Here is a 21,447-nt window from a genome sequence, read left to right on the forward strand (position 1 = left end):
TTTTCCTCGTCCGCCGACTCGGCGGCTTCGGCGGCCTCGGCCTCGTTCCACTTGGCGACCGTGGCCTCGTCGTCGCCCTGGGGCGAGGGCTTGCCGGTCTCCTCAGCGGCCTGCGGCTCGTGGAACTTCGGGTTGACCGGGCGGATCAACTCGTTCGCGACGAAACCGACGACCAGCAGCGAGATCATGATGTAGAACGACGTCGCGTACAAGTCAGGACCGACGTGGCCGGCCCTCTTGCCCGCGTCCGCGATGGCGTTGACGATCAGCGGCCCGAGGACGCCGGCCACCGACCACGCGGTGAGCAGGCGACCGTGGATCGCACCGACCTGGTAGGTGCCGAACAGGTCGCGCAGGTACGCCGGGACGGTCGCGAAGCCCGCGCCGTAGAACGACAGGATCACCATCGCCGCGATCACGAACAGCGGGGTGCTGGTCGAGCCGGCCGTCAGCAGCACCAGGTAGAGCAGCGCGCCGACACCGAGGTAGAGGCGGTAGATGTTCTTGCGGCCCACGACGTCCGAAGTGGACGACCAGACGAACCGGCCCGCCATGTTCGCGGCGGACAGCAGCGCCACGAAACCGGTGGCCGCGGTGGCGGCGACGGGCGTCGAGGACTCCTTGAAGAAGTCGACCAGCATCGGCGCGGCCTTCTCCAGGATGCCGATGCCCGCGGTGACGTTGAAGCACAGCACGACCCACAGCAGCCAGAACTGCGGCGTCTTGATCGCGTTGTTCGCGGAGACGTTGAAGCCGACGTTGGCCTTCGGCTTGTCCTTGAGCAACGCCACCTTCTCCGCCGTGAACTCCGGGGAGGGGAGGCGGATCAGCAGCACGCCGACGCTCATGAAGACCGCGTAGGCGATGCCGTGCACGAGGAAGGCCTTGCCGATGCCCGACGTGGTGGCGCCGAACGCCGTCAGCATCGAGGTCGACCACGGTGACGCGATCAGCGCGCCGCCGCCGAAGCCCATGATCGCGATGCCGGTCGCCATGCCCGGCCGGTCGGGGAACCACTTGATCAGCGTCGAGACCGGCGAGATGTAGCCGATGCCGAGACCGATGCCGCCGACGAGGCCGTAGCCGAGGACGACGACCCAGTACTGACCGGCCCACACGCCGACCGCCGAGATCAGCAGGCCGGAGCAGAAGGCGATCAGGGACATCAGCATGGCCCAGCGCGGGCCCCTGCGCTCCACCGTCGTGCCGAGCACGGCGGCGGAGAGCCCGAGCATCACGATGCCGAGCTGGAACGGCAGTGCGGACTGCGTTCCGGTGATGCCGAGAGATTTCTCCAGCGGCGTCTTGAAGACGCTCCAGGCGTAGGCCTGGCCAATGGAGAGATGAATCGCCAGAGCCGCGGGCGGAACGAGCCAGCGGTTCCATCCGGGAGGCGCGACTTGGCGTTCGCGCGCTAAGAACCCCACTTTATCCCCAACCGTCACCAATAACGCGGACCGGCCGATCCTAGGCCAGGTGCACACGTGCGACAACGGGCTTGACCAAGGCTTCAGGTGTTGCACCTGATGCAACTCGCGACCGTCCACATGATACAAAGCCTGGTTCGAACCATTTGAGACGAATGGGTGTCGGACTTTCAGTCCGGTTTCAGTCCGGTCAGCGTTCGGCATTGGTCCGGTTTCGTCCGTTTCCGGGTTCTCCGTCACGTTGACTGCACACGTGAGAGCGCTACAGTGGGCGCCGCACACGAGGGGCAGGGGTACATGACCAAGGCGATCAGGTCGCCTGGCGAAGCACAGCACGAGTACCGGGAAATCCGGGGTTTCGCGTCGTTCGACGACCCGGAGACTTTGTCGTACGTCGATTCCGACGGCACACCGAACTACGAGCTGATTCGGCAGACCGACGAATTCCGCGTCCTCCGTCGGCGGCTCACGACGTTCATCTTCCCGATGACCGCGCTTTTCCTCGCGTCGTACCTGACCTTCGTACTGCTGTCCGCGTACGCGAAAGACTTCGTCAGCACCAAGGTGATCGGCGTGATCAACCTCGGGATCCTGCTGGGCCTCGGACAGTTTGTGACTTCGATCATCATCACGCTCGGTTATGCCCGTTACGCAAAGCGACGACTGGACCCGCAGCGGAAATTGCTCGCCGAGAAGACGGGCGTCGAGGAGTAAGTCATGCCCACCACCGGCAACCCGGTGCTGAACCTCAGCGTCTTCGCGGTGTTCGTCCTGATCACCCTTTACATCGTCTACCGCGTTTCGAGCCGGAACGTGACGGCGTCGGACTACTACGCCGCCGGCAGCTCGTTCACCGGCGCCCAGAACGGCGTGGCGCTGTCCGGCGACTTCCTGTCCGCCGCGTCGTTCCTCGGCATCTCCGGCGGCATCGCGGCGCACGGCTACGACGGGTTCCTCTACTCCGTCGGCTGGGTCGTCGCGTGGCTGGTCGGCCTGCTGCTGATCGCGGAGGGCCTGCGCAACACCGGCCGCTTCACCGTCGGCGACGTGCTGGCGTTCCGGATGAAGCAGCGCCCGGTCCGCGCGGCCGCGGCGAACGCGACGCTGGTGATCTCGTTCTTCTACATGATCGCGCAGATGGCGGGCGCCGGCGGCCTGATCGCGTTGCTGCTCAACGTGACCTCGAAGTGGGGCCAGGCGATCCTCATCGCGCTGGTCGGCATGGTCATGGTGCTCTACGTGCTGGTCGGCGGCATGAAGGGCACGACCTGGGTGCAGATCATCAAGGCCGTCCTGCTGCTGCTCTGCGTGACGCTGATGAGCGTCTTCCTGCTGGGCAAGTTCGGGTTCAGCCTGTCGGCGATCATGCAGCAGGCCACCGAGAACAACAAGCTCGGTGAGGCGGTGCTGGATCCGGGCGCGAAGTACGGCTTCAGCGCGATGTCCAAACTGGACTTCGTCTCGCTGGCGCTGTCGCTGGTGCTCGGCATCGCGTCGCTTCCGCACGTGCTGATGCGCTTCTACACCGTGCCGAACGCCTCCGAGGCACGTCGTTCGGTCGTGTGGGCGACCTGGACAATGGTCATCTTCTACCTGTGCACGCTGGTGATCGGCTTCGGCGCGATGGCCCTGGTCGGCACCGACAAGATCGCCGCGGCACCGGGTGGCGAGAACTCCGCCGCACCGCTGCTCGCGTTCGAGATCGGTGGCGCGGTGCTGCTCGGCGTCGTGTCCGCCGTCGCCTTCGCCACGATCCTCGCGGTCGTCGCCGGCCTGACACTGGCAGCCTCCGCCTCGTTCGCGCACGACGTCTACGCGAACGTGATCAAGCGCGGCAACGCCGAGCCCCGCAGGGAGATCCGGGTCGCGCGCCTGACGGCCGTGGTGGTCGGCATCCTGTCGATCATCGGCGGCATCGCGGCGAACGGGCAGAACGTCGCGTTCCTCGTGTCGCTCGCGCTGGCCCTGGCCGCCTCGGCGAACCTGTCGACGATCCTCTACACGATCTTCTGGCGGCGCTTCAACACCACCGGCACGCTGTGGAGCATCTACGGCGGCCTGGGCTCGTGCCTGGTGCTGATCCTGTTCTCGCCGGTGATGTCCGGCGCGAAGACGTCGATCTTCCCGGACCTGGACTTCGCGTGGTTCCCGCTCGGCAACCCCGGCCTGGTGTCGATCCCGTTCTCGTTCCTGTGCGGGTTCCTCGCCACGATCTTCTCCAAGCGCGAGCCGGAGCTGGCCGCCAAGGCGGCGGAGATGGAAGTCCGGGCGATCTCGGGCATCGGCGCCCGCACGTAGCCCTGCACTAGTTTCCGGGGATGATCCCCGACTCGTGGGCGATGATCGCGGCCTGCACGCGGTTGCGGACCCCGAGCTGCCGGAAGATCGTGCTGACGTAGACCTTCACGGTGCCCTCGACGACGTGGATGCGGGCGGCGATCTCGGCGTTGGACAGGCCGACGCCGACCAGGCCGAGCACCTCGCGTTCCCGCGCGGTCAGGACCTCGATCCGTTGCGTCGCAAGCGGTCGCGGGTGCGCGTGGGAGAGCTGGTCCACGACTCGCTTCGCCACCATCGGCGACAGGAACGCGCCGCCGTTCGCGACGGCGCGGACCCCGGAGATGATCTCCTGCGGGTCGCCGGTCTTCAGCACGAACCCGGCCGCGCCCTCCCCCAGCGCCCGGCTGATGTACGCGTCGTCGGCGAACGTGGTCAGCACCAGCGTCTTCGTGCCTGGATGGCACTCGCGGATCACCTTGGCCGCGTCCAGGCCGTCGAACACGGGCATGCGGATGTCGAGCACGGCCACGTCGGGCCGGTGCCGGGCCACGAGGTCGATCGCCGCGCTCCCGTTCTCCGCCTCGGCGACCACCTCGATGTCCCCGGCGGTGCCGAGAACGGCCTTCACGCCGAACCTGACCACCGGTTCGTCGTCCGCGAGCACGACCCTGATCAACCGCTCCTCCTGGCGAGCCACTGCTTGGACACGAGCCGATCATCCCGGAAGCACAGCTGGTGCAGGTCGTGACGGTCGCCGTCGAACGGGTTGGGGTGCGTGCTGTAGTAGCGGCACTCGGTGTCCGGCGGGGCGGTGACGCCGAGCGGGTTGTCGACGCGGGTGCGCAGCGGCAGGTCGAGGGCGTCCTCTTGTTGCCCGAGTTGTGCCCGTTCGAACTGCTGTGGTGTGAGAACGGACGTCACGGCGTCGAACACCATGTAGCCGGGCACGCCGACCGCGATTCCCGCGCACACGACCGTGGTGATCAGGACCGTGCGTTTGGCGCTCTTGCGAAGCTCCTTCTCCGTGCGTTCGCGGCGTACGTGTGTGGGCGTCGTCCGGGCACGTGGGCGTTCCGGGAGCTTCGCCCTGACCTCGAACCCTCCGTCGTCGGAGGGCGCTGCCTCGAACCAGCCTCCGACGAGCGCGACTCGTTCGGCGAGGCCCACCAGGCCCTTGCCGCTGCCGACCGCCTGGGTCTTGGGCGCCGGGCCGTTGGTGATGCGGAGCTCGAGGTTCGCGGACAGGCTCACGGTGACCTTCGCGCCGGGAGCGTGCTTGATCACGTTCGTCAGGGCTTCGGCCGTCACCCGGTGGACGGTCCGCGCGATGATGCCGTCGATGGCGGTCCTGCGGCCGTTGACGAGCTCGACGTCGAGTCCGCTCCTGGCAACGACCTCCTCGATCGTCGCGACGGGTTCGTCCTCGTCGGCGCGCAGCACCTGCATGACGTCGGCCAGCCGTTCGGCCGCGGCCGTGACGCTGGCACGGGCGGTTTTGGCTGCCTCGCGCTGTTGTGCGGTGAGCGTCGGCTCCAGCTCCAGCGCGCCGGTCAGCAACGCGGCCCGTGCCAGCTCGTGACCGACGAGGTCGTGCATCTCGCCCGCGAGCCGGGCGCGTTCGGCGTTGCGGGCGTTCTCGACGCTGCGCTCCAGCAACGAGGCGTGCTCCCAGCCGACCTCGCGCAGCTCCGCGTACCGGCGCCGGAACCGGCCGAAGGCCCAGGGCACGACACCGAGCACGCCGATGCCGGAGGTGACGGCGAGCGCGGTGTCGGAGCCACCGCGCTCGGTGAGAGCGACGACGACACCGGCGATCTCGGCGATCGTCAGTGCGATGGCGGTGGGCCGGGGGTCCTCGGCGTTGCGTCCGGCGAGGAAGCTGACCAGTGCCAGTGCGGGAGCCAGCGCCACCACCCTGACGTCGAAGTCGACGGTGACGAGGTAGCAGACGAGCCAGGTCCCCAGTGCGGTTCCCAGTGCGACCGCGGGCCGGTTGCGCACCACGGTGAAAGCCGCGCCGAACAGGACCAGGTAGAGCAGAACCTCCCACACGGCAACCATCATCGCAGTCGCTGCATCACCACGGTCGGCGCGTCCGCCACCTCACCGCGCCGCTGCCTCCTGTCCAGCAGCACCGCGATCCCCCACGACACCAACGCTCCGAGCGCCAGCCCGGCCATGACGTCGTGTACATAGTGGACACCCACGATCACCCGCGACGACGCCGCCGCGATCGCGCACACAGCCGCCACCCAGCCGTAGGTCCGGTGCAGCGCCCAGATCGCCATCGCGGACGCACCGGCGATCACCGAGTGGTTGCTGGGGAACGACCAGTCACCCGGCTCCGGGCACTCCGCGATCGACGGCGCCGTGCGGCAGGGCCGTTCCTCCTGCACGACCAGCTTGACGACCTCGCTGATCGCGTACGCCACCACCACACCGGCACCGGCGAGGAACGCCCGCAGCCTGTGCTGGAACCACAACAACAAGAACATCAACGCGAACACACCGAGCACCGCGTCGGTGCCCACAGTCAGCCAAGTCACCCAGCCGAACCTACGAAGGCGCCGGCGCCGGCGCCCCTGCCCTTCGGAACCGGATGCCCCTTACTTTCGACAAGGCGCCGCCGTGCTGCGGCGACGGCCAGAGCGTGGAGAATGCACGAGGTGCTGATCCAGCGAGCGGCCATCGCACTCGTCCAGGTCCTCGGCCTGGCCGTGTGGTTCTCGATGTCCGCCGTCGTTCCGTCTCTCCAGGCCGAGTGGGGCATCAGCGCGGGTGCCGCGGTGTGGCTGACCGCGTCCGTGCAACTCGGCTTCGTGACAGGCGCGGTCGGGGCCACGGTGCTGAACCTGGCCGACCGCCTCCGCCCGCACCTGCTGCTCGCCTGCTCCGCGGCTCTGGGCGCGGTGTTCACGCTGGTGCTCGGGCTGTTCGTGGACGGGCTGGGCGCCGCGATCCCGTTGCGGTTCCTGACCGGGGTGGCGCTCGCCGGCGTCTACCCGGTGGGCATGAAGCTGATGGCGTCCTGGTCGGAGCCGCGCAACCGCGGACGGGCGCTGGGTGTGCTGATCGGGGCGCTGACGCTGGGCTCGGCGCTCCCCCACGTGTTCGGGCGGCTGCCTTGGCGCGAGGTGCTCTTCGCCGCCGCGGCCATCGCTCTGCTGGGTGCCGTGGTGGCGTTGCTGTTCGTTCGGCCGGGGCCGTTCCTGACCGCCACGACCGCGCAGCTCAACCCGCGTTATGCCGTGCAGATGTTCCGGGAGCGCAAGCCGCGGCTGGTGAACCTCGGCTACTTCGGGCACATGTGGGAGCTGTACGCGCTGTGGACGTGGCTGCCGGCGTTCCTGCTGAGTTCGGGCGAACCCGTTGGTGTCACGGTGTTCCTGACGATGGGCGTGGCCGGGTTCGCCGGCTGTCTCGCGGGCGGCTGGGCGGCGGACAGGTTCGGGCGCGCGCCCGCCGCCGTGGGAGCGCTGACGGTGAGCGGGCTCTGCTGCCTGCTCTCGCCGCTCGCCTGGGGAACGTCGCTGCTGATCGCGTTCTGCGCGGTGTGGGGCGCATCGGTGATCGCGGACTCCGGGGTGTTCTCGGCGTCGCTGAGCGAGGTCGCCGACCCGCGCTACGTCGGGACGGCGCTCACCGCGCTGACCGCCGTCGGGTTCGGGCTGACGGTGGTCAGCATCCAGCTCGTCCCGCTGCTCGCCGACGCCGTGACCTGGCGTTATGCGTTCCTGCTGCTCGTGCCCGGTCCGGTGATCGGTGCGCTCGCCATGCTCAGGACCAGGTCGTAGTAGCCGTCGGGGTTGTCCGCGCCGGACCGGCCGTCGATCAGCTCGCGCACGACGTCGCAGTGCCCGGCGTGCTGCGCGGTCTCGGCCGTGACGCGGACGAGCAGGTGCCCGAACGTGGTCTGCCGCTTGTGCTCCGGCCACCACGGCACCGAGCCCGGCGCGTCCAGCGGCAGGTCCGCGATCGACTCGTCGGTGTGCTTCCAGGCCTGGCGGTACAGGTCGACGAGGTACTCGCGGGACTCGGACGGCTTGGCCCACATGTCGCCGTTCTCCCAGACCGACCCGTCCTCGTTCCACGGCAGCGTCACCGGCGCGGGACGGCCGACGCTGTCGCCGAGGTAGCCGAACTCGATGCCGACCAGGTGCTTCACCAGGCCGAGCAGGTTGGTGCCGCTGGGCACGAGCGGGCGCCGGACGTCGTACTCGCTCAGGCCGTCCAAAGAGGACAGCACCGAGTCGCGCGAGTTCTGGAGGTAGCGCTGGAGGTCGTGAGCGATCATGCCGCCGACCCTAACGCCGTCGGACGACGACGTCCTTCGGTTTCGCCACGACCTCCTGCGGCGGCCGCAGCACGTCCGGTGCGGTGCTCCACTGGCTGTACACGGCGGTGAGCCGCTCGGTCTGCTCGTCGACGGACGGCGCGCTGCGCTCGACCCGCACCGGCCTGTTCTCGTCGTCCACCTCGACGACGAGCCGCACGTCACCGTTCGTGTAGCCGCCCGAGTGCGGCACCCCGCCCGCGGCGAACACGTACCGGTCGCCGTCGTGCTCGGTGAGCCGGAGGGTCTTGCGGTCGATCCCGGTGAACGCGCCGCTCGGTGCGTATCTCTGCTGGGCGAGCGACAACTCCACCGAGAGCGTGCCCACCCACAACGCGTCGTTGAGCCCCATGCCGGAGAACTCCTTGCCGGGCGGCAGGGTGAGATCGCTGTGGCTGAGGTAGTCGTCGTCCTGCACTTTCACCGAGCGGTAGTCGGTGGTGCCGTACCTGCCCTCCACGTGTGCGGTCACGTCCCACTTCGGCCGGCCGCCCATCCAGCTGAAGTGCAGCACACCGGCGTAAGCCTGTTTGTGCGGATGCTTGCCGTCCACCTCGATCTTGACGTCGAGCCGCACGGACTTCTGCTTCTGCATCACCTCCCGCCAGCCGTCGAGCAGTGCCACCGGATCGGCGGGCGTGGCCGAACACGCGGTCAGCACCAGGAGCAGGGACAGGGCCAGACGCATGCCATGAGTCTCCCGCGCTGCTGACGTTTGCACGTCCCGTTCGCCGGAAACCACGAGGGCATGACCGAACACCAGCAGTTCACCACGCCCGAGGGCGGCGGCGAGCCCGTCGACGAGGAACCGGACGCGGTCGCGACCGAGGCGGGCGGCGGCGAGTTCGTCACCTCGCCCGAGGAGACGGCCATGCACATCGAGGAGACCGAGGAAGGCGGCGGCCGCGTCGACCGTCCGGGTGACGGTTACCTGGACGAGTAGGCACGTTCGGCTGACTCACGGAGGGTGACGCCAGGTCAACGCCGGATCGCTCGAATGTCGCTCAAGTTTCGCTGGAGCGGCCGTTCGTCTAGGACACAAGCTGACCTCAAGTGGTCCTAGAGTCCTTCATGTCGGGACAAACGAGCGAAGGACAGAAGCGATGACCACCACCGAGATCCTCACCGGCGAGCGCGCGGACCTCCTCGAGACCCTGCAGCAGCACCGCTGGTTCCTGACGTTCACCGCGCAGGGCCTGAGCGACGAGCAGGCGGCGTCGAGCCCGACCGCGAGCGCGCTGAGCATCGGCGGTCTGATCAAGCACGTCGCGTCGGTCGAGGAGAGCTGGGTCAAGTTCATCGAGCACGGCACCTCGGCGATGGAGACCGACCCCGAGTCGACGGACTACGAGAACCACGCGGCGAACTTCCGGATGGAGCCGGGTGAGACGCTGGAGAGCATCATCGCCCGCTACAACGAGGTCGCGGCCTACACCGACAAGCTGGTCGAGACGGTCGACATGGACCTCTCCCACGCGCTGCCGTCCGCCCCGTGGTTCCCCGAGGGCAAGACGTGGTCGGCCCGGCGGGTGTTCGTGCACATCGTCGCGGAGACCTCGCAGCACGCGGGCCACGCGGACATCATCCGCGAGACGATCGACGGCCAGAAGACCATGGGCTAGGCGTTGGGCGGGCTGAAGGTCGAGAGGAACTGGTCCCGGAAGTCGCTCATCCGCGACACCGGGGCCGACCCTCCCGGCTTGATCCCGTCGTCCCACTTCCAGGCCCCGACCTCGGCCATCACGGCCGGGTCCTTGGCGACGACGGTGATCGGCACGTCCCGCGACGCGCCTTCGCCGGTCACCATCTGCGCCGGCTGGTGGTCGCCCAGGAACACCATCACCAGGTTCTCGTCGCCGTACTTCTCGATGTACGAGAGCACGGACTCCAGCGAGTACGAGATGGAGTGCGCGTAGTCGGCGCGCACGGCCGCCGGGTCGCGGCCGAAGATCGACTCCGGCGGGTCGTTCGAGGCGGGCATCGTCGAGTAGATCGAGCCGTCGCCGAGGTCGTCCCAGTCCACGAAGTCCGGGGTCGGCGACCACGGCGCGTGCGAGGACACCATCGGGATCGCCGCCATCACCGGGCCGTGCGCCTTGGCGCGCTCGTTGCGTTGGAACGACTCCAAGGTGAACTGGTCGGGCGTCGTCGCGTAACCGAAGCGGGGACCGGCGTATCCGAGGTCCTGGGCGGCGTAGATCTTGTCGTAGTGGAAGAAGTCGCCTTCCGGCCACGCCTGCGTGATGCCGGGGACGACACCGACCGAACGCCACGACGACTCGCGGAACGCGCGCGGCAGCGTCAGCCGGTCGGAGGCCACCAGGTTGCGGTACCGCTGCTGGTTGTCGATCCACAGCCCGGACAGCAGCGTCGCCTGCGCCATCCAGCTGCCACCGCCGGCGGTCGGCGAGGTCAGGTACGCCGAGCGAGCCGAGTACCCGGCCGCCGTCAGCCGGTCGTTGCCCTGCGCCAGCTTCGCGGCGACGTCCGGCATGTCCAGCGCCGACTTCCCGTAGCTCTCCACGAACGTGAAGACGACGTCCTTGCCCTGCAACGAGGACAACAGCCCGGGGCGATCGCGGAACGCGTCGACCGAGGCCTCCGCCGCGAACACCTCCCGGTCGTTCAGACCGGCCTGGACGCGCCGCGCGTGGTCGACCAGCGACGTCGCGGCGGCGTCGGAGTAGACCGGAACCCCTGGTACGGCAAGTGAAACGCACGCCACGACCGCCGCGGCCACGGCCCGGATGGCGACGGGACGCCGTCCGGCGGCGACGGAACCGAGACGCTGCACGGAGATCGCCGCGACGAACACGATCCCGGCGACCAGCGCGACCGTGAGCCCCACGGCGAGAACCGAGGCGAAGCGGCCGAACGTCACGTCCACGAAGTCGATGGCGGGCACCAGCAGCGGCCAGTCCAGCACGAGGTCGAACGGCCGGTACAGCACCATGTCGAAGCCGATGTCCATGATCTTGACGACCGCGAACAGGCCCAGCGCGACACCGCCTGCGATGGCCGCGGGCTTGCGGAACCGGTCGGGCAGCAGCATCAGGACCAGCACGCCGACGAGGCCTTCGAGCGGCACCCGCAGGAACGCCTCGAACGAGAACTTCTCCAGGTCGCTCGGTGCGATGAGCACGAACAACACGAACAGCCCCGCCAGGACCGTGACCGTCCGCCGCAGCAACATCCTCACCGAGAATCCCCTTTCCAGACCCTATGAGGTAAACGCGGCGCGGCACGCCACCGGTTCAACTGCTCTACCATCTTCTCCGTGACCCGCCCGCACGTTCTGCTCAGCGTCGCCGTCAGCCTCGACGGCCACATCGACGATCGCGGCACCGAGAGGTTTCCTCTTTCGAACGCCGAGGACTTCGACCACGTCGACCGGATGCGCGCGGAGTCGGACGCGATTCTGGCGGGAGCCGAGACACTGCGCCGTGACAACGCGCGGCTGCTCGTCTACAGCGAAGAGCGGCGCGCGCGGAGAATAGCCGACGGCAAACCGGAGTACCCGTTGCGCGTCACCGTCACCAGAAGTGGCGATCTCGACCCTGAGCTGCGGTTCTGGCACTGCGGCGGCGCCAGTCTGGTGTACTCGCGCACCCCGGAGACCACGGTCGGCCACCTCACCGAGACGAAGACCTTCAGCGAATTCTCGGAGATTCTGGACGATCTCGGCGCGCGTGGCGTGAGAAAGCTCATGGTCGAAGGCGGCACGAGCATTCACACGGCGTTCCTCGAAGCCGGACTGGCCGACGAGATCCGGGTGGCGGTGGCACCGATGCTGATCGGGCAGGCGACGGCCCCGCGTTTCGTGAATCCCGCCGAATTCCCCGGTGGACCGGCACGCCGATTCCACCTGGAGGACGTCACGAAAGTCGGGGACGTCGCGGTGCTCCGCTACTTCCCGAAAGTCACTTCCGAACGAGCTTGAGCGCACCGAAGATCTGTTCGCGGCGGTAGACCGCGATCACCAGCGCCCACACCATGAAGATCAGCGGCATCATCGCGTCGTCGAAGCCGCCGTTGGTGACCAGGAACAGCTCGGTCAACGCCGCGCCGGCCATGATGCCCGCGAGACCCAGCGCCGCGAGGCCGCAGATGGGCGGGATGAGCAGGCCGATCGCGGTGCCGATCTCCAGCACACCGGTGAAGTAGCGGAACCACTGACCGAAGCCGATGTCGTCGAACTTGGCGACGAACGAGTCGGTGAACAGCGCGTAGCCGTTCATCACGAACTGCACGGCGAGCACGATCTGCAGGATCCAGACGACGATGTTGCCGATCTTCGCCGCTGTTGAGGTCTGCTCAGGCATGGCGGGATTCTCCCACCGAAACGGCCGCGTTGTTCCACAGCCAGAGCACATCGCGACCGAACGACCACACGAGCGATGCCAGCGCGAGACCAACGAGGACGCCCGCGAACGGCAGCAGGCCGGACGCCGCCACCACGAGGAAGACCCCTTGGACCGCGGCCACGACCTTGCGGGCGTAGCTGGCGGGCAGCGGTGCGTTCATCCAGCGCAGACGCCAGGAAGCGGCGACGAACACGTACCGCATGAGCCCGATCGCGAGCACCCACGGACCCATGTGCACGGCCACGTACGCGCTCAGAACCAGGATGAGGAAGGCGTCGACCTCCATGTCGAACCGGGCGCCCAGCGCGGTCGAGGTGCCCGTGCGGCGAGCGACCTGACCGTCCACCCAGTCGAGTGACAGCGCGACGGCCGCCAGCGTCACGACCAGCGCGACCGGGACGTCCTGCCCGGCACGGTCCGCGACCAGGGCGGTCACCGCGCCGACCATGAGGCCGCGAGCGAGCGTGACGCGGTCAGCGGGACCTAATGAGCTGGTGCGATGACGTTGCATGCCGTAGCCGAGGAACGCCCACGTGGCGAACCCGTAGGCGAGACCGGCGGCCCAGCCGAGCAGTCCGAGGCCGGTAGTGGCACCCACCACAGCCAGCAGGAGTACCTGGGCGGCGGCCCAGGCGGCAGGCTCCCGTACGACGACAGGTGTCCTGGTGTGCTGAAGTGTGATCATCAGGTGCCCCTAACGAACTTCGTGCGGCGGAGGTGTTGTGAGTGACACGTACGGCGAGTGCCTTTTGGCTCAATGAATCCGGAAACGGGGAAGTCCGGCAGGTCGCACTGCCCGAACCCGGTCCGGGTGAGGTCGAGGTGCGCACGCTGTTCTCGGGCGTCAGCCGCGGCACGGAGACCCTCGTGTTCCGCGGTGGTGTGCCGGAGAACCAGTACGCGGTGATGAGGGCTCCCTTCCAGGAGGGCGACTTCCCGTGGCCGGTGAAGTACGGGTACCTCAACGTGGGCGTCGTCGAACACGGGCACCTGCGCGGGCGCACGGTGTTCTGTCTCTATCCACACCAGACTCGTTACGTGGTGCCGGAAACCTCGGTCACGCTCGTACCGGACGCGGTGCCGGCCGCGAGAGCGGTGCTGGCGGGCACCGTCGAGACCGCGGTCAACGCCGTGTGGGACGCGCGTCCGCTGATCGGCGACCGGATCGCGGTGGTCGGCGGCGGCATGGTCGGGTCGAGCGTCGCGGCGGTGCTCGCCACGTTCCCCGGCGCCCGCGTCGAGCTCGTGGACGCCGATCCGGCTCGGGAGGAGGTCGCCCGGAAGCTCGGTGTCGGCTTCGCCCTGCCGGGCGACGCCCTGGACGGCTGCGATCTCGTCTTCCACGCCAGTGCGACCGAACCGGGCCTGACCACGGCTCTCGACCTGCTCGCGCCCGAAGGCCGCGTGATCGAGCTGAGCTGGTACGGCGACCGGAAGATCTCCGTGCCGCTGGGCGAGTTCTTCCACTCGCGCAGGCTGACGATCCGCAGCAGCCAGGTCGGCACGGTCGGCCGCCCCGACCGCACCTACGCCGAACGCATGGCGGTCGCGCTCGACCTGCTGGCCGACGACAGGTTCGACGCGCTGATCACGGGCCACAGCGCGTTCGAGGAACTGCCCGAGGTGATGCCCAAGCTGGCCGGCGGCGAGATTCCGGCGCTGTGCCACCGGATTGACTACGGTCAGGCTCATGTTTCCGAGTGACACCACGGTCGACGTCCGCGGCAGGAGCGTGGCCGTGCTCCCGGTCGGCAGCACCGAGCAGCACGGTCCGCACCTGCCGCTGGCCACGGACTCGGTGATCGCGTGGACGATCGCGTCGGAGATCGCCGCCAGGTACCCGGTCCGGCTGCTGCCGCCGATCCAGTTCTCGTGCTCGCAGGAGCACGCCGGCTGGCCGGGGACCGTCAGCATCTCCGCGCGCACGCTGATCTCAGTGGTCACGGACATCGCGGAGTCCCTGCGGCGCAACGGTGTCACGAACGTGGTGCTGGTCAACGGCCACGGCGGCAACTACGTGCTGTCGAACATCGTGCAGGAGGGCGAGGGCCTGGCCCTCTTCCCGGGCCGGGACGACTGGGCGTTCGCGCGGGAGAAGGCCGGCATCGAGACCTCGGCGTACAGCGACATGCACGCGGGCGAGCTGGAGACCTCGATCCTGCTGCACGCGCACCCCGATCTGATCCGTCCCGGCTACGAAACCTCTGACCACCTGGCGGAGGACCGGCGGCACATGCTCACCCTGGGTCTGGCGCCGTACACGTCCTCCGGCGTCATCGGGCGTCCGTCACTCGCGTCAGCGCGCAAGGGCGAGCTCCTGCTCGCGGGGCTGGCCGAGTCCTTCCGCCACTACCTCGACCTGTTCGGTCTTGGCACGGCGTGAGAGGAACAGCACGACCGCGCCGGGCAGTGCGGCGATGAGCGCCAGCACGCCGTAGACGATGCCCGTGGTGAAGCCCTGCGCGGCGCCCAGACCGGCGGCGCCGAACGCCACCGCGAGGAACGCCTCGCGCGGGCCGAACCCGCCGATGTTGACCGGGATCGCCATGATCAGCAGCGCCAGCACGACGACCGGCGCGAGCTGGGTGATCGTCGCGTCCGACCCGGCGGCGCGGGCGGCCACCAGGAACATCGCGACGTAGCCCGCGACCGTGGCGGCCGACAGCCCGATGACGGCGGGCCAGGTGCGCAACGACAGCAGCCTGATGCCGTCCGCGAGGGTGTTGACCAGCGCCTTGCGCACCGGCCGGATGTTCCAGCCGACGGCGGTCAGGACGGCGAGACCGGCGAGGACCAGCGCGGCGGTGGTGCCGTCCGGCGCCAGGTCGAGGCCGGGCGCGGGGTGCGTGAGCAGCACCGCGAGCCCGATCCCGATGAGCACGATCTGGCCGGCGAAGCGCTCGAAGAACACGGCGCGCACGCCCCGTCCGACGTCGCCCGACTCACGGCCGTGGTTGACCGCGCGGTGCACGTCGCCGAGCACGCCCGCGGGCAGCACGGCGTTGACGAGCTGGGCGCGGTAGTAGTCGCTGACCGCGGTGCGCAGGGTCAGCGGCAGGCCGAGGCGGCGCGCGACGAGGACCCAGCGACCCGCGCTGAGCACCGTCGTCACGAGCCCGATCGCCAGTGCGGCGGCCACGGAGAACGCGTCGATCGCGCGCAGTCCGTCGACGAACGCCCCGGTGCCCAGGCGCACGCCCAGAGCCACCAAGATGCCCAACGCCAGCACAAGACGGAGCCACGGCCAGAACTTCTTCATCACACAGCTCCCGGTAGTGCCAGCAAGTCGACGTGGTGGACCGTCACGGAGGCCGTTGACCTGCGGCGCAGGTACTCGGAGGCCTCCGAGGCGAGTGCGGGTTCCTGCTCCACCGCGGCGTCGACCCAGCCCTTCAGCCACTCGGCCTGCAGGGCGTCGCCATGCATCCGCCAGGGGCTCTGAGCTGTCCGAACCGAAGCGCCGGCTGCCACGAACGCCTCTTCGGCAGCGGCGGGAGCATCAGGTCCGAGCAGACGGCGCCCGTCCACGACGCGACGCTGGTGAGCGTTGAACGCGTCCTGGAAGGCGGCGTCGAGCGGCTCGGCCGGATCGATGTCGATCCGGCCTGCCACCGAGAGCGTGAACAGAGCGGGCACATGTGCTTCTACGCATGCAACCGCCAGAGCGTTCATCTCGTCAGTAGTGAGCAAGTCGAGCAAAGCGGAGCAAGTGACCAGGTCAGCCCCCGCGATGTCGGCGGCTTTCAGAGACGTGAGGTCGCCCTCGCGCGTCTCGGCGGTGACGTTCTCCAGGGCGCTCACGCTGGCCTCCGCCAGCCCGAGCAGCCGGGGGTCGCGGTCGTGCAGCACCCAGTGCTGTACGCCGCCGAGCCTCCCGGCGAGCCATCGTCCCATCGATCCCGTCCCACAACCCAGGTCACGGATCGTCAGGGGGTTTCGGTTCACCAGAGTTTCGCGGAGGGCGTCCACGAGCTCGGTCGAGCGTGCGGTCGCGTCGGCGTTTTCACGCAGTGCCAGCCATTCCGGGGCGAAGGTCATGGCCGGAGCGTAGCCAGCACCCTCCGCAGGTCCTCTGTGGATTCGTCCCAAGTGGACAGAACGGCCCGCCGGGCGAGCGCCTTCGCGCGCAGTTCAGCGCGGAGATCTTGATCTTCGAACCAGCGTGTCAGTGCAGCGTCCAATGCATTTTCGTCCCCGGCGGGAATGAGCAGACCGCCGTCGCCGAGGGCGTCCGGGACCGCGCTCGCGATGACCGGCAGACCGCGGGCGAGCGCCTCCGCGACGACCATGCCGTAGGTCTCGGCGCGGGAGGCCAGCACGAAGAGGTCGGCGCTGGCATACGCGCTGGCCAGAGCCTCGCCGGCGAGTGGCCCGGGGAAACTGACGCGGTCGTCCCGCGGAAGCTCGCGCAGGAACGGCCGGTGCGGGCCCACGCACGTCAGCCGCCAGTCGCGTTCGATCCTCCCCAACGCCCTGACCAGCAGGTCGTGGCCTTTGCGAGGTGTGATGGACGCGACGCAGAGCAGGTGGTGGATGCCGTCCGTGCCGTGCGCCAGGGGCGCTGGATCGGTGCCGGGGACGACGACGTGGACGTGGTCGAGCCCGTGCCTGCGCTCGATGTCGCGCGCGGCCGTCGGACTCGTCGCGATGACGGCCCTCGCGGCCCTCAGGACCTGCCCTTCGCGGGCGTCGAGGGCGCGTGCGGTGCCGGGATCGAGGCCCGTCTCGTCGGCGAGCGGCAGGTGCACCAGCACGGCGATGTTCAATCTTCGTGTGTGAGGAACGACGATTTCGGGTAGTCCGCAACTCACGAGGCCGTCGAGGAGCACGACGTCTCCGTGCGGAATCGCCGCAAGCGTTTGCTCCAACGCGGTGGCGTCACTCGGACTCGGCCAGTCACCAGCGACGAGCAGACGGTTCAGGCCCGCGCTCACGCGCAGGTCGTAGACGTTGCCGCCGCTGGGACTGCCCGGATCTCCGACGTCAGCCGGAAGGACGAAGTGCACGTTCGTAGCCCGCCCACGCCACATGCGACTCGTGAAGTGTGACGGCGATCGCATCGATCCCGTGAGCGCCCTCACCCAGCGCGCCCTCGGAGATCTTGTCCGCGAGCTGGTCCGCGATGTGTTTCGCGAGCCACTCGGTGGAGGTGTTGATGCCCGCGAACTGGGGTTCTTCGTCCAGATTGCGGTAGTTGAAGGCGGCCAGGACCTTGTTCAGCTCCTGGGTGGCGAGTCCGATGTCGACGACGATGTTGTCCGAATCGAGCTCAGTCCGTTTGAACGTTGCGTCCACCACGAACGTTGCTCCATGGAGACGTTGTGCCGGACCGAAGACCTCGCCGCGGAAACTGTGGGCGATCATCACGTGATCGCGGACGGTGATGCTGAACAGGGTGACCTCCGCTGTGCGGTCGGGTTACGGTGCGACTCCATCCGAGCGTAGCTGCACGTTCGGAAGGCGCCTGGTGACAAGGGGACCGGAGATGTTCGAAGAGGCCTTCAACGAGGAAGACGTCGCGGAGTCCGATCTGGTGACCCGCCGTGGCACCTTCCGCGCAGTCGCGTTCCGCGCGGACGGCCACGAGCACATGGCCCTGGTGTACGGCAAGACGAAGCTGCGCGAGAACGTCCTCGTGCGCATCCACTCCGAGTGCATGACCGGCGACATCTTCGCCGCGATGCGCTGCGAGTGCGGGGAACAGCTCGACGCCGCGTTGAACACGATCGTGCGCGAAGGCAGCGGCATCCTCGTCTACCTGCGCGGGCACGAAGGACGCGGAATCGGCCTGGTGTCGAAGATCCGCACCCACGTGCTGCAGGACGAAGGACTGGACACGTTGGACTCGGCCACGTCGCTCGGCCTGCCCGTCGACGTCCGCGACTACTCCCCCGCGGCTCGCGTGCTCAAGCACCTGCGCGTGCAGTCCGTGCGGCTGATGTCCAACAACCCGGACAAGATCGCGGCGCTGGAGTCCCACGGAATTTCGGTGACCGCGCGCGTGCCTTCGCTGATGACCCCCAACGCGCACAACATCGCGTACCTGACGGCGAAGCGGGACCGGCTCGGTCACGACCTGCCTCAGGTCGAGGAGTTCACGACGTTGCCGCATGCCCGCTGACCATTGCTTTCCCACCATGTGGCGCTCAAACTGGGCCGATGCTGGCGCTGCGGGCAGGGCGTGCGTTCGACGGTGAGCGGTCCGTTCCGGGCCCCGTCACGGTTCTCGTCGAGGACGGGAAGATCAAGGCCGTCGAGCAGGGGCATCCCGACGTCGCCGGTGCCGAGGTCGTCGACCTCGGCACCGCCACCGTCCTGCCCGGACTGATCGACACCCACGTCCACCTGTGCGCGGACAGCGAGAACGGCGCGCTGGACCGCCTGCCCGGCTTCACCGCCGAGCACCTCGACGAGGTGATCAGGAACGGTCTCGACCGCCACCTCAGGGCAGGCGTGACCACGGTCCGCGATCTGGGTGACCGCGAGTGGTCCGTCGTGGAGCAGCGCTCGAAGCACCGGCAACGCGTCCTCGCCTCCGGGCCGCCCATCACCAGCCCGCGCGGTCACTGCTGGTCGATGGGCGGCGAAGCGTCCGGTGACGACGCGCTCCGCCAGGCCGTCCGTGCCAGAGCCGAGCGCAACGTCGACGTCGTCAAGATCATGGCCAGCGGCGGGTTCGCCACCCCCGGCACGATCGTCGACGACTGCCAGTTCACCGAGCACGAACTGCGCGTGGTGGTCGAAGAGGCCCATTCGCTGGGCCTCCCGGTGACCGCGCACGCCCACAGCCTCAGGGCCGTCCAGCAGGCCGTGGCCGCCGGCGTGGACGGCATCGAGCACTGCACGTGCCTGTCCGGCGGGGCCATGGTCGTCCCCGTCGAGCTGATGGACGCGCTGGCGGAGGCCGACATCGCGGTCTGCCACACCTTCGGCGTCACGATGGAGCCGCCTCCTCACATCAAGGAGGCGTTCGACCGCATGGGCATGAGCATGGCCGCCAAGATCGACGCGGCCGGGCGCATGTACGACCACGGCGTGCGCACGGTGTCCGGCACGGACGGTGGAATCGGTGCGGGCAAACCACACGGGATCATCGCCCACGCCCTGCAGGACCTGATCGCGGCGGGCATCCCGAACATCGCCGTGCTGGCGAGCGCGACCAGCCAGGCCGCCAGGGCGTGCGGCGTGAGCAAGGGCGTGCTGAAGCCCGGCTGGGATGCGGACGTCATCGCCGTGCGGGGAAATCCCGTTCGGGACATCACGGCGTTGCACCACGTGACGACCGTGGTGATCGGAGGTCAGATCGTGACGACCGTCTTGCCGACGGACCGCCGCGAGTAGACGTGGTCCACCGCGTCGAGCGCTTCGGCCAGCGGGAACACCTTGCCCACAGCGGCTTTCACCGATCCCGCCTCGACGAGCACGCGCAGCTCGTCGAAGATGTCAGCGCGTTCGGCGGACATCAGCGGTGCGAACTTCTTGGACGAGAACGGGTTCAGCAGGAGCGAGCCCAGCGACTTCTGGAAACCGCCCGTGATCGACCCGCCGGTCTCCGCACCGACCAGGACGATCCTGCCGCGGTCGTTGGTGGCTTTGCGCAGCCTGGACAACGGCCTGGCGCCGCCGCAGTCCAGGATCAGGTCGTACGTGCCGGTGAAGTCCGCGACGGTGTAGTCGAAGACCTCGTCGGCACCCAGTGACCGCGCCAGCCCGACCTTGCTCGTGCTGCACACACCGGTCACATGTGCGCCAAGGGCTTTCGCGATCTGGACCCCGTACGACCCGACGCCACCGCCCGCGCCGAGCACCAGGACCCGTTGCCCCGGCTGGACTCCGCGCAACCCCTGCAGCGCCGTCCCGCCCGAGATCGGCATCGCGGCGGCCTCCGTGAACGAGGTCCCCTCCGGCTTGCGCACCAGCCGTGAGACCGGTGCGACCGCGTACTCGGCGAACGACCCCTCGCACGTGCCGAACACCTCGTCGCCGACCTCGAACCCGGTCACGCCGTGCCCGACCTCCCTCACGACACCGGCGACGTCCCGTCCGGGCACCGGCGACTTCGGCCCGCGGAACCCGAACCCGAGGAACCGCAGCAGGTACGGCTTGCCGGTGAGCAGGTGCCAGACGCCCATGTCGACGCCCGCCGCCCGCACCTCCAGCAGAACCTCGCCCTGCCCAGGCACAGGCACATCGAGGTCACCGAACACCGCCGATCCGTATCTTCGTTGCACGACAGCCTTCACAGCTCTTCCTCCTCCGGGTACTGGAACACCTCTTCGAGCGACACCCCGAACACGCGCGCGATCTTGAAGGCCACCTCCAGCGAGGGCGAGTACTTGCCCTGCTCGATGGCGATCAACGTCTGCCGCGTCACGCCGATGGCCGTGGCGAGGTCGGCCTGCTTCATCTCGCCGTGCGCGAAACGCAACGCACGGATGGAGTTCGTGACTTTGGTCGGCTTCACGGCATTCCCCGCCGGTAGAACGCGATCTTCGCCGCGGACCCGAGCACCGCGGACAGCACGAAGCACAGGTAGAGCACGTTGGCGATCCAGAAGTACGGCGCCTCGACGATCGCCAGCGCCATCGCGGACACGCCACCGATGGCGATGAACGACTGGCCGATGTGGTCACCGAACCGGCCGATCTCCCGGTCCCGCTCGTCGGCCTGCAGCCCGTCGTTGCGGGCGGCGATGCCGAACCAGATCCCGGACACGATGCCGGCGACGATCCCGAACAGGATCGTCCACACCAACGCGCCCACGTACGGCGCCTCGGCCAGCGGACGTCCCGCCGCCCCGTTCAGGACGAGCACGACATACACGGCATAACCAGCTATGGCGATGACCGCCAAGGCCCACGCCCGCTTCTCCTCGAACGCCATGGTCCCGCTCCTGATGTCAAAGAAACCTGACATCACCAAGGTAAAGCGAACTAGACACCGTGTCAAACATCTTTGACTTAACCTTTTCGTGATCAACGCGTCCGTATGGCGGTCGACTACGTCTGATCGGACCCGTTAGCGTGCGGCGCATGCTCCGTCC

Annotated in this window: 25 protein-coding genes and 1 pseudogene; 10 read left to right on the top strand and 16 right to left on the bottom strand. The window is 68.6% G+C overall.

Features of this window, described 5'->3' with window-relative positions; translation table 11 throughout:
- Nucleotides 1-101 precede the first annotated feature (101 nt).
- Nucleotides 102-1,427, bottom strand: a pseudogene (locus tag SK571_RS24880) (OFA family MFS transporter); the annotation flags it as partial.
- Nucleotides 1,428-1,724: 297 nt separating this feature from the next.
- On the opposite strand from SK571_RS24880, the gene SK571_RS24885 reads away from it, so the two are divergent.
- Together SK571_RS24885 and SK571_RS24890 are read left to right on the top strand one after the other, a co-directional pair.
- Nucleotides 1,725-2,141, top strand: a complete 417-nt coding sequence (locus tag SK571_RS24885) for a DUF485 domain-containing protein (protein WP_258948828.1) — start codon at nucleotides 1,725-1,727, stop codon at nucleotides 2,139-2,141.
- Nucleotides 2,142-2,144: 3 nt separating this feature from the next.
- Nucleotides 2,145-3,725, top strand: coding sequence for a solute symporter family protein (locus tag SK571_RS24890; RefSeq protein ID WP_319986496.1), 1,581 nt, complete (start codon nucleotides 2,145-2,147; stop codon nucleotides 3,723-3,725).
- A gap of 7 nt (nucleotides 3,726-3,732) precedes the next feature.
- Here SK571_RS24890 and SK571_RS24895 read toward each other — a convergent pair whose 3' ends face one another.
- From SK571_RS24895 to SK571_RS24905, 3 genes are read right to left on the bottom strand one after another with little or no spacing between them, the layout of a single operon-like run.
- Nucleotides 3,733-4,383, bottom strand: coding sequence for a response regulator transcription factor (locus SK571_RS24895; RefSeq protein ID WP_319986497.1), 651 nt, complete (start codon nucleotides 4,381-4,383; stop codon nucleotides 3,733-3,735).
- Entirely contained in the window at nucleotides 4,380-5,759 is a 1,380-nt protein-coding gene (locus SK571_RS24900; RefSeq protein WP_319986498.1) for a sensor histidine kinase, read from the bottom strand. The genes SK571_RS24895 and SK571_RS24900 overlap by 4 nt, the downstream gene beginning before the upstream one ends.
- Nucleotides 5,760-5,767: 8 nt before the next feature.
- Nucleotides 5,768-6,253, bottom strand: coding sequence for a phosphatase PAP2 family protein (locus SK571_RS24905; protein WP_319986499.1), 486 nt, complete (start codon nucleotides 6,251-6,253; stop codon nucleotides 5,768-5,770).
- Between the two features lie 120 nt (nucleotides 6,254-6,373).
- Here SK571_RS24905 and SK571_RS24910 point away from each other — a divergent pair, with 120 nt between their 5' ends.
- Nucleotides 6,374-7,501 (top strand): MFS transporter, encoded by a 1,128-nt coding sequence (locus tag SK571_RS24910; RefSeq protein WP_319986500.1) that lies wholly within the window; start codon nucleotides 6,374-6,376, stop codon nucleotides 7,499-7,501.
- Here SK571_RS24910 and SK571_RS24915 read toward each other — a convergent pair.
- Nucleotides 7,432-8,001, bottom strand: a complete 570-nt coding sequence (locus SK571_RS24915) for a DinB family protein (protein ID WP_319986501.1) — start codon at nucleotides 7,999-8,001, stop codon at nucleotides 7,432-7,434. The genes SK571_RS24910 and SK571_RS24915 overlap by 70 nt on opposite strands.
- Before the next feature lie 10 nt (nucleotides 8,002-8,011).
- Nucleotides 8,012-8,728: a hypothetical protein gene (locus SK571_RS24920; protein ID WP_319986502.1), complete on the bottom strand. Its 717-nt coding sequence runs from the start codon at nucleotides 8,726-8,728 to the stop codon at nucleotides 8,012-8,014.
- Nucleotides 8,729-8,788: 60 nt separating this feature from the next.
- On the opposite strand from SK571_RS24920, the gene SK571_RS24925 reads away from it, so the two are divergent.
- Nucleotides 8,789-8,983: a hypothetical protein gene (locus SK571_RS24925; protein ID WP_266039604.1), complete on the top strand. Its 195-nt coding sequence runs from the start codon at nucleotides 8,789-8,791 to the stop codon at nucleotides 8,981-8,983.
- A gap of 160 nt (nucleotides 8,984-9,143) precedes the next feature.
- Complete coding sequence (locus SK571_RS24930) at nucleotides 9,144-9,662, top strand: DinB family protein (protein WP_319986503.1); 519 nt, start codon at nucleotides 9,144-9,146, stop codon at nucleotides 9,660-9,662.
- Here SK571_RS24930 and SK571_RS24935 read toward each other — a convergent pair.
- Nucleotides 9,659-11,233: an alkaline phosphatase family protein gene (locus tag SK571_RS24935; RefSeq protein WP_319986617.1), complete on the bottom strand. Its 1,575-nt coding sequence runs from the start codon at nucleotides 11,231-11,233 to the stop codon at nucleotides 9,659-9,661. The two genes, SK571_RS24930 and SK571_RS24935, sit on opposite strands and share 4 nt — an antisense overlap.
- A gap of 84 nt (nucleotides 11,234-11,317) precedes the next feature.
- On the opposite strand from SK571_RS24935, the gene SK571_RS24940 reads away from it, so the two are divergent.
- Nucleotides 11,318-11,980 (top strand): RibD family protein, encoded by a 663-nt coding sequence (locus SK571_RS24940; RefSeq protein ID WP_319986504.1) that lies wholly within the window; start codon nucleotides 11,318-11,320, stop codon nucleotides 11,978-11,980.
- Here the strand turns inward: SK571_RS24940 and SK571_RS24945 are convergent.
- The gene (locus SK571_RS24945; RefSeq protein ID WP_319986505.1) at nucleotides 11,961-12,362 is read right to left on the bottom strand and encodes a DoxX family protein; all 402 of its coding nucleotides are present in this window, start codon (nucleotides 12,360-12,362) and stop codon (nucleotides 11,961-11,963) included. The genes SK571_RS24940 and SK571_RS24945 overlap by 20 nt on opposite strands.
- A complete protein-coding gene (locus tag SK571_RS24950; RefSeq protein WP_319986506.1) occupies nucleotides 12,355-13,089 on the bottom strand; it encodes a CDP-alcohol phosphatidyltransferase family protein in 735 nt (244 codons plus the stop codon). Before SK571_RS24950 ends, SK571_RS24945 begins: the two co-directional genes overlap by 8 nt.
- Before the next feature lie 41 nt (nucleotides 13,090-13,130).
- Here SK571_RS24950 and SK571_RS24955 point away from each other — a divergent pair, with 41 nt between their 5' ends.
- Both SK571_RS24955 and SK571_RS24960 read left to right on the top strand, forming a co-directional pair.
- Nucleotides 13,131-14,108, top strand: coding sequence for a zinc-dependent alcohol dehydrogenase (locus tag SK571_RS24955; RefSeq protein ID WP_319986507.1), 978 nt, complete (start codon nucleotides 13,131-13,133; stop codon nucleotides 14,106-14,108).
- Nucleotides 14,095-14,787 (top strand): creatininase family protein, encoded by a 693-nt coding sequence (locus SK571_RS24960; protein ID WP_319986508.1) that lies wholly within the window; start codon nucleotides 14,095-14,097, stop codon nucleotides 14,785-14,787. Before SK571_RS24955 ends, SK571_RS24960 begins: the two co-directional genes overlap by 14 nt.
- Here SK571_RS24960 and SK571_RS24965 read toward each other — a convergent pair.
- From SK571_RS24965 to SK571_RS24980, 4 genes are read right to left on the bottom strand one after another with little or no spacing between them, the layout of a single operon-like run.
- A complete protein-coding gene (locus SK571_RS24965; protein WP_319986509.1) occupies nucleotides 14,701-15,663 on the bottom strand; it encodes a lysylphosphatidylglycerol synthase transmembrane domain-containing protein in 963 nt (320 codons plus the stop codon). The genes SK571_RS24960 and SK571_RS24965 overlap by 87 nt on opposite strands.
- The gene (locus tag SK571_RS24970) at nucleotides 15,663-16,442 is read right to left on the bottom strand and encodes a class I SAM-dependent methyltransferase (protein WP_319986510.1); all 780 of its coding nucleotides are present in this window, start codon (nucleotides 16,440-16,442) and stop codon (nucleotides 15,663-15,665) included. The genes SK571_RS24965 and SK571_RS24970 overlap by 1 nt, the downstream gene beginning before the upstream one ends.
- Complete coding sequence (locus SK571_RS24975) at nucleotides 16,439-17,410, bottom strand: glycosyltransferase family 4 protein (RefSeq protein WP_319986511.1); 972 nt, start codon at nucleotides 17,408-17,410, stop codon at nucleotides 16,439-16,441. The genes SK571_RS24970 and SK571_RS24975 overlap by 4 nt, the downstream gene beginning before the upstream one ends.
- Entirely contained in the window at nucleotides 17,388-17,798 is a 411-nt protein-coding gene (locus SK571_RS24980) for a 6-pyruvoyl trahydropterin synthase family protein (protein ID WP_319986618.1), read from the bottom strand. The genes SK571_RS24975 and SK571_RS24980 overlap by 23 nt, the downstream gene beginning before the upstream one ends.
- Before the next feature lie 91 nt (nucleotides 17,799-17,889).
- Here SK571_RS24980 and ribA point away from each other — a divergent pair, with 91 nt between their 5' ends.
- Complete coding sequence (ribA, locus tag SK571_RS24985) at nucleotides 17,890-18,525, top strand: GTP cyclohydrolase II (protein WP_319986512.1); 636 nt, start codon at nucleotides 17,890-17,892, stop codon at nucleotides 18,523-18,525.
- Nucleotides 18,526-18,563: 38 nt separating this feature from the next.
- Entirely contained in the window at nucleotides 18,564-19,745 is a 1,182-nt protein-coding gene (locus SK571_RS24990; RefSeq protein ID WP_319986513.1) for an amidohydrolase family protein, read from the top strand.
- Here SK571_RS24990 and SK571_RS24995 read toward each other — a convergent pair.
- From SK571_RS24995 to SK571_RS25005, 3 genes are read right to left on the bottom strand one after another with little or no spacing between them, the layout of a single operon-like run.
- Entirely contained in the window at nucleotides 19,703-20,635 is a 933-nt protein-coding gene (locus SK571_RS24995; RefSeq protein ID WP_319986514.1) for an NAD(P)-dependent alcohol dehydrogenase, read from the bottom strand. The two genes, SK571_RS24990 and SK571_RS24995, sit on opposite strands and share 43 nt — an antisense overlap.
- An 8-nt stretch (nucleotides 20,636-20,643) precedes the next feature.
- Nucleotides 20,644-20,868: a helix-turn-helix transcriptional regulator gene (locus SK571_RS25000; protein ID WP_319986515.1), complete on the bottom strand. Its 225-nt coding sequence runs from the start codon at nucleotides 20,866-20,868 to the stop codon at nucleotides 20,644-20,646.
- On the bottom strand, nucleotides 20,865-21,287 hold the full coding sequence (locus SK571_RS25005) for a hypothetical protein (protein WP_319986516.1): 423 nt from the start codon (nucleotides 21,285-21,287) through the stop codon (nucleotides 20,865-20,867). Before SK571_RS25005 ends, SK571_RS25000 begins: the two co-directional genes overlap by 4 nt.
- Between the last annotated feature and the right edge of the window lie 160 nt (nucleotides 21,288-21,447).

Source organism: Lentzea kristufekii (genome assembly GCF_033949925.1).
Taxonomy (GTDB): Bacteria; Actinomycetota; Actinomycetes; order Mycobacteriales; family Pseudonocardiaceae; genus Lentzea; species Lentzea kristufekii.

Bases quoted from the DNA above. Each gene is read 5' to 3' on its own strand.
- SK571_RS24885 (WP_258948828.1), top strand. From the start codon at position 1,725: ATGACCAAGGCGATCAGGTCGCCTGGCGAAGCACAGCACGAGTACCGG.
- SK571_RS24890 (WP_319986496.1), top strand. From the start codon at position 2,145: ATGCCCACCACCGGCAACCCGGTGCTGAACCTCAGCGTCTTCGCGGTG.
- SK571_RS24915 (WP_319986501.1), bottom strand. From the start codon at position 8,001: ATGATCGCTCACGACCTCCAGCGCTACCTCCAGAACTCGCGCGACTCG.
- SK571_RS24920 (WP_319986502.1), bottom strand. From the start codon at position 8,728: ATGCGTCTGGCCCTGTCCCTGCTCCTGGTGCTGACCGCGTGTTCGGCC.
- SK571_RS24925 (WP_266039604.1), top strand. From the start codon at position 8,789: ATGACCGAACACCAGCAGTTCACCACGCCCGAGGGCGGCGGCGAGCCC.
- SK571_RS24930 (WP_319986503.1), top strand. From the start codon at position 9,144: ATGACCACCACCGAGATCCTCACCGGCGAGCGCGCGGACCTCCTCGAG.
- SK571_RS24935 (WP_319986617.1), bottom strand. From the start codon at position 11,233: ATGTTGCTGCGGCGGACGGTCACGGTCCTGGCGGGGCTGTTCGTGTTG.
- SK571_RS24945 (WP_319986505.1), bottom strand. From the start codon at position 12,362: ATGCCTGAGCAGACCTCAACAGCGGCGAAGATCGGCAACATCGTCGTC.
- SK571_RS24950 (WP_319986506.1), bottom strand. From the start codon at position 13,089: ATGATCACACTTCAGCACACCAGGACACCTGTCGTCGTACGGGAGCCT.
- SK571_RS24960 (WP_319986508.1), top strand. From the start codon at position 14,095: ATGTTTCCGAGTGACACCACGGTCGACGTCCGCGGCAGGAGCGTGGCC.
- SK571_RS24965 (WP_319986509.1), bottom strand. From the start codon at position 15,663: ATGAAGAAGTTCTGGCCGTGGCTCCGTCTTGTGCTGGCGTTGGGCATC.
- SK571_RS24970 (WP_319986510.1), bottom strand. From the start codon at position 16,442: ATGACCTTCGCCCCGGAATGGCTGGCACTGCGTGAAAACGCCGACGCG.
- ribA (WP_319986512.1), top strand. From the start codon at position 17,890: ATGTTCGAAGAGGCCTTCAACGAGGAAGACGTCGCGGAGTCCGATCTG.
- SK571_RS24990 (WP_319986513.1), top strand. From the start codon at position 18,564: ATGCTGGCGCTGCGGGCAGGGCGTGCGTTCGACGGTGAGCGGTCCGTT.
- SK571_RS25005 (WP_319986516.1), bottom strand. From the start codon at position 21,287: ATGGCGTTCGAGGAGAAGCGGGCGTGGGCCTTGGCGGTCATCGCCATA.